The following is a 6294-nucleotide window of genomic DNA, read 5'->3' as shown; positions in this document are numbered from 1 at the left end:
CACCGGGAAGATTATCAGCATTACGATTATCCCGGCCGCTACAAAGCCGACGCCAGTGGCCAACCGTTCACCCAGGCCAGACTGGACGCCCTGAGAAACGACGCCTCCCTCGCCAAGGGCAAAAGCAACCGCCCGGACTTCGCTCCCGGTGCAAAGGTAGAACTGCAGGACCACGACAGCCAGACCCTGAACCGGGAATGGCTGCTGACCGCCATCACCCACACCGGCAAACAGCCCCAGGCGGTGGAAGAGGAAGGTGGCAGTGAACCCACCAGCTACCACAACGACTTCACCGCCATCCCGGCCGATAAAACCTGGCGGCCTCTGTGTGAACACAAACCCATGATGGACGGCCCCCAGATGGCCATCGTGACCGGCCCGGAAGGGGAAGAAATCCACTGCGACCAGTATGGCCGGGTGAAAGTACGATTCCCGTGGGATCGCTACTCGAAAAACGACGAACATAGCAGCGCCTGGCTGCGCGTGGCACAAGGCTGGGCCGGCGGCCAATACGGCTTTATGGCCCTGCCAAGAATTGGCCACGAAGTGATTGTCTCCTTCCTGGACGGCGACCCGGACCAGCCCATCATCACCGGAAGAACCTACCACGCCACCAACACACCGCCGTACGCGCTGCCAGAACACAAAACCCGGACCACATTAAAAACCAAAACCCATAAGGGTGAGGGTAGCAACGAACTGCGCTTTGAAGACGAAGCCGGCGAAGAACAGATCTACGTGCACGCCCAGAAAGACCTGGACCTGCTCACCGAACACAACCGCACCGAAGTCATCAAGAACGACAGCCACCTGACGGTGGAAAACAACCGCTTCAGCCACACCAAGGGCAACAGCCACCACACCACCGATGGCGAGTATCGGGAGAGTATCGGAGCGGACTATAGCCTCATCGTTAACGGAAGCCACCACAGCAAGCAGGGCAAGAACCAGCTGGTGGAAGCCGGTACGGAGATTCACCACAAGGCCGGTATGAAAATTGTGATTGAGGCGGGTGCTGAGGTGACCCTGACGGCGGGGGGCAGCTTTGTGAAGGTAGATCCAAGTGGGGTGACGGTGTCTGGGCCTTTGGTGCGGATGAACTCCGGGGGTGGGCCGGGGAGTGGTAGTGGGGTTGGAGTGAAGGGGCCGTCGTTGCCTGGCCGTTTGAACGAATTAACGGCTAACAATGACCCTGTGCAAATGGCGGAAACCGGCGCCAGAGTAACAGCAGGGCCTTCTGCAACCTCGGTGCCTGCGTTGAAGTCTGCAGCTAAAAAGGATGTTGCTCTTGTGAAGCAATGTGGCCGCCAACCGGATGGTTCTTGTGTCATGGAAGCCTGTGCATGTGAGGGAGACATTGCATGATGGGCCTGGATGAGAAGACCATTGAGCGAGCATGGCTACTGATTGATGGCGCAGTATTTGATGCTCCCAGATTCATCTATGAATATGATGATCAGCCGGAACTCGAATACCTCTACCTTGGCACGCCCCATGAGTCGGTCATCGAGGTGAGTCCCTGCCTTGTAAAGCCTTCGCCATCATCACGAATATGGTCAGAGCAGCCAATGTGGCAAGACCATGCCGTTGTCCTGATGGCAGACGAGACCCTGTCCGTATTGGCCGATCATTTGCGGAGCCTGCTGAGCGTCAAGTTGTCTGATGGTGGCTACTCCTATCTCAGATTCTATTCTCCAAAGCAGCTGGTCAGGTTGATGGGAGCGTTCAGTGATCCGGAGCGAGACCAATTCAGTGGCCCGATAACAGACTGGCTGGCTTTCCAAACTGATGGTCAATGGCGGCGATTCAGTGCCGATGGCCAGAGACCAGCCAGGCTGGCTTCTGAAGAAGGCTGGTTTGTTCTTGCTGATCACCATATTGAGGCCCTGGCCGCTATGGCCAAAGACGAGTTCGTAACCCGGTTGGCCCAATACCTTTCCCTGAACGATGCATCCAGGCTGAATGCACTGATTCAGCAGGCCAGCTCGTTTGGGTTCCGTACAGAGAAAGACGTAAGCCGATTTGCAGAGCTAGCTGTAGTGCACGGAGAGCGCATTGAGCATCCAGAATTTCAGGCTATTTTGTCCAGTCCTGAAATGCCAGCAGGTATGCGCTTGAGTGAAGTGGATAAACGTTTGGCATATGGAGTTGCCTCATGAGTTCCGAGTATACCGTCAAGTCCGGCGACACCCTCAGTGCAATTGCACAGCGACACCAAACTACCTTAAGCAGCCTCCTGAGACTGAATCCGGATATCGACAATCCTGATCGGATCTTTCCCGGGCAGCGGCTCAAACTTCCCGCTGCGAACGACGCAGATTTCTCCAGCTGCGAGGTCGGACAGGTTGCTCAGGAACCATCATGTGCAGAAGAAATTGTGGAAGTTGTCCATGTCACGGGTTCTGATGAGTTGATCCTGTTGACGAAAGAGGAGCTCTCCGAGTGGCTTGACGAAGAAAAATTCGTTTGTGGCCCAATCAATGAGTTTTATAAAAAGTTGGATAAACTCAACGACGGCGACCAGTATTCAGAATTGAGTCCGACTGATGGTGAAGGTCAGTTGCTGTCGGAAGTTCAGGAAGAGAAAGAGCGCCTAATTGAAGAGCTAGAAGCGCGATCTGTTCTTACTAACGATATGCAGAGCATACCGCCCATAACCGAGATCAAGAGGCTCGCCGGTAACACCCATAGAACGTATGTGCGTTCGGACAAAATGAAGAATCACCCGCGACGTTACTCGATAGCTGCTAGAGATCGAGCACGTAGCGAAGGATGGTTAACAGATAAGGGGCTAGATCCTGCAAAGCTTCGAGATGCTATTCGAAGTGAGCTAAACATCAAGTTCAACGCAGAATTATGGGACCCTGATCAGAATGGCGCCCTAATGACAACATTGAACAAGTTTTACGGTGAGGCGTCCTGGTCGATATGGGGTGATGCCGAGGCAAGACAACAAGCGGTTGACGAAACTGGCTTTGATGCTTCGGCAGAGGCTCAGTTTATGCGTTTTGCTGCCGGTTCAAGTGCTTCTGGTGAGTTTGATCCGAGAAAAGGCGAAGTTCACTTTCAAGCGAGGTTAGAAGGGCAGTTTGCTCTGGCGCAAGGCAAAGTGGGTATAGAGCAGGCATTTCCTGTGAATAATCGGTCGGAAATCCAGATCCCTTACCGGGTTGGCGGTTGGGACGGCGAGCGGAGAATTGCTTCGCTGGGGTATTTTCAGGCCGCCATTATGGCGTCGCTTTCGGGATTTGCCGGTGCCTCGGCGCTTGTTGCCGGTAACGTTCATGTATCTACTACCGATGGTCTTCCAACGATAAAGGGGATTGCTGCCAGGCAGAACGGACAGAAAGCAGAAATAGAGGGAGGCGCATTTGCGGGTATTCGCGGCGGGTGTGAAGTTACGGGTGAGTTGCGCTGGAGAGATGTTCTAACTGAAGCGCGAGAGTGGGATAATCTCTGCAGTATCGGGAAGAAGGTCGAGGCTGCGTTTGGTGCGGGAGCGGAGCTTAATATTCGGTTGCACTTCAGTGAAACCACAGGAAAGTTTTATTGCAATGCCCACGCAGGGCTCGTTTTGGGGGCCGGAGCTGCAGGGAGTTTTCTACTAGAGGTCGAGACGCAGAAAATCCTCCGTATGCTGCACTTCGTCTACAACGCCCTGATGGAAGTTGATTTCCGATATTTGGAACTATTTGACCAAAGAACATCCGCGTTCGATTGGTACCAGCGGATGAGCTTGTATGCTCTTTGTCGTGGCCTTACCGCTGTTGACGCGGCGACGGAGTTTGCAGTAACCGCTATGGATTACATTCGTGAGTTGGTAAATGAGGTATTTGTTTCTCGAAAACGCGAGAGAGAAGGAGCAGAGCTCGCCAAGAATATTGTGAAGGATATTAACTCTAAAGAGTTTTCTGTGTTCCTACACTCCCCCCCAGAAGTAAAAGGGGTAGTACTGGATAATATTCTTTACGATTGGTGGGCCACGCCTCAGGCTTGGAGTAATAACGATATCAAAGTACAAGCGGTAACCGAAATCGTGAATTCTTTTCAGGGTTGGCGAGACTTCGAGGAAACTTTAGTTCGCATGAACCCTGAGGGTGTTGCTCAGCGAGAAGAGTTTGACAGGAATTTTGAACGGCTATTCGACTTCATAGGCAAGACCAAATCTGATCAGCAGCTTTTTATCAGGGGACTGAAGGGACAGGTTGCAGTCGCAGGTCGGCCGGTGAAAATGGATCCATTTAATGTATGTCGTATGTGCAGCATTGGCTAAGGAAGCTCTTCTCATGTTGAGGATTAACGTGTTTAAGGTAACTGGCTCGCTTTTCTTGTCATCCCTATTGATTGCGTGCGGATCACTATCGGGAGATGAAGAGTGGCCTAAGTCGGCGAAGACGATTGTAAATCAGGCGGTCGATAATCAGGTGTTTGTTAAGGGAGGCTCTTTCCAATTGGGAGATGTGGGGAGGCCTGATGGTTCGCCTTACATGACATTAACAGACCATGCACGTCCGCCAGTTGAGGTGCAAATTGATAGTTATTCCATCTCCCGATATGAGACGACCTGGGGTGAGATGGAGATTTATTATAAGGATGTCGGGCGAGCTCACCTATACGAGGATAAGTATACTGCTAGCAAGTACACGAAAGCCTCGAATGACCCTCTGTCGCCCTACTATTATCGTAAACCCGCTAGGGTGCCTAATTACTTGGAGGCTGAACTTTATTGTGCATGGCTGGCTGACCATACGGGCTTGCCCTTTGCGTTGCCGACTGAGGCCCAGTGGGAATATGCGGCTCGGAGCCGGGGACAGAATGTTCCCTACGCGACGGATACAGGTGAAGAGGACAACGACACCTATTTGCAGCGCCCCAAAGAATACATCGACCCAAGTATTCCCCCGTCCGGTAATATGCTTAGCCATTCCTCCCTTGTTATGGAACGCAGACCAGTTGGGACCTACCCTCCGAACCCCCTTGGCCTCTATGATATGACTGGAAATGTGGCGGAATGGACTCGGGATTGGTTTCAGAAGGACTACTACAAGTATGCACCATACGATAATCCGAGTGGTCCATCTGAACCGGTAAACTCGGATAAACCAGAAAAAACAGTTCGCGATTGGGCTGGGAAAGGTGGTGGTTTTGGAGGAGGTGGCACGGTGTTTGTTCGGAGTGGGGTTGACATCAATGCTCCCGGTACGGGCTTTCGCTGCGTCGTTAATCACTCCAAACCCGTTAATTAATTATCCAACGCAATATTTTCAAGGAGGAAACTATGAACAATACAAAACAGAACCCCTCGGGCCAGAAGAATCGTCTGGTCACATTGATACTCGCCATGTTTCTCGGGGTTTTCGGAATCGATCGCTTCTACTTGGGCAAATGGAAGTCCGGCATCGCCAAAGCTGTCACCCTTGGTGGCCTTGGCATCTGGTGGTTCATTGACGGTACCTTATTACTGCTCGATGCTTTCCTGCATTCCTTAGGGAAAGACTCCGGTTTTGTGAAGGATGCTCGTGGGCAGGATCTTCGGCTTGGGCTCTCAATGTATCGTTTGAAAGGCGGTCGTTTTGAGCGAGACTGGTTCGCTAACTGAGCTCAGAGTTGTTAACAGCAGTCAGGGGGCTTGAGTTTTCTCAATTTCAAAATTGGATCCCTTCAGATTTGGCTATAAAACCGACCAGGCAATCATTGAAATTGGCTTGGTCTCCAATACCTATCAACCAGAAAATCAATAGACTGGTAGCTCGTTTAGATATGCTTAATCAAACTCATACAAGTCATCTTGTGTGAGTTTGACCGCAACGGAAACCCAAAGATTCGTAATAGTGCTCTTCTACAGGATTTACATGGTCCCTCAGTATGGTGGTCTTATTGGGACTGGCAGTTCTGTAACCTCCTGAGCGAATAACTTTTGTCTCTCCGGTTGAGGGACCGGTCGGGTTCATTTCCGGACTTTCTTGATAGTAAGTCTCGGAGTACCAGTCTAGCGTCCACTCCGCACTGTTGGACGTCAGGTTGTGGATGCCTAGAGGGTTGGGGGGAAAGCTGTCGACCGGGCGCATTTTAGCTGGACCATCGTCGGGCGGAGTATTTACCCCTGGTGTGTACTCACCATTATTCGTGGCATAGAGCACGTTCTTTCCACGGTGAGTTATTGTCAAATCTGGTGTATGACCATCAGGCAGCGTTCCTGCCAGATTGATCTTCCACCTGTATTCCATCCTGAAACTGCACGTTGTCCACGACCAGCTTCAGTTGGTCAAACCCCTTGATTCGCTTCCAGCGTTT

At 51.8% G+C, this 6294-nt stretch carries 6 protein-coding genes; 5 read left to right on the top strand and 1 reads right to left on the bottom strand.

The features are described 5' to 3' along the window. The 5 genes from H3Z84_RS16865 to H3Z84_RS16845 all read left to right on the top strand — a co-directional run. Window positions 1-1365 (top strand): type VI secretion system Vgr family protein (locus tag H3Z84_RS16865; protein ID WP_199458289.1); only part of this gene is annotated, 1365 nt, incomplete at its 5' end. Further along, window positions 1362-2159: a DUF4123 domain-containing protein gene (locus H3Z84_RS16860; protein WP_199458288.1), complete on the top strand. Its 798-nt coding sequence runs from the start codon at window positions 1362-1364 to the stop codon at window positions 2157-2159. The genes H3Z84_RS16865 and H3Z84_RS16860, both read left to right, overlap by 4 nt. Further along, window positions 2156-4273, top strand: coding sequence for a LysM peptidoglycan-binding domain-containing protein (locus H3Z84_RS16855; RefSeq protein WP_199458287.1), 2118 nt, complete (start codon window positions 2156-2158; stop codon window positions 4271-4273). Before H3Z84_RS16860 ends, H3Z84_RS16855 begins: the two co-directional genes overlap by 4 nt. 13 nt (window positions 4274-4286) lie before the next feature. Beyond that, a complete protein-coding gene (locus H3Z84_RS16850; protein ID WP_199458286.1) occupies window positions 4287-5246 on the top strand; it encodes a formylglycine-generating enzyme family protein in 960 nt (319 codons plus the stop codon). A gap of 32 nt (window positions 5247-5278) precedes the next feature. Beyond that, complete coding sequence (locus H3Z84_RS16845; RefSeq protein WP_199458285.1) at window positions 5279-5599, top strand: TM2 domain-containing protein; 321 nt, start codon at window positions 5279-5281, stop codon at window positions 5597-5599. Between the two features lie 184 nt (window positions 5600-5783). Here H3Z84_RS16845 and H3Z84_RS17400 read toward each other — a convergent pair whose 3' ends face one another. Then, a complete protein-coding gene (locus H3Z84_RS17400) occupies window positions 5784-6068 on the bottom strand; it encodes a formylglycine-generating enzyme family protein (RefSeq protein ID WP_416226267.1) in 285 nt (94 codons plus the stop codon). Between the last annotated feature and the right edge of the window lie 226 nt (window positions 6069-6294).

The organism is Marinobacter sp. bablab_jr003 (assembly GCF_016464245.1).
Lineage (GTDB): Bacteria > Pseudomonadota > Gammaproteobacteria > Pseudomonadales > Oleiphilaceae > Marinobacter > Marinobacter vinifirmus.
Note: the sequence above shows the minus strand (reverse complement) of the source record. Positions and strands in the feature narration are given on the sequence as shown.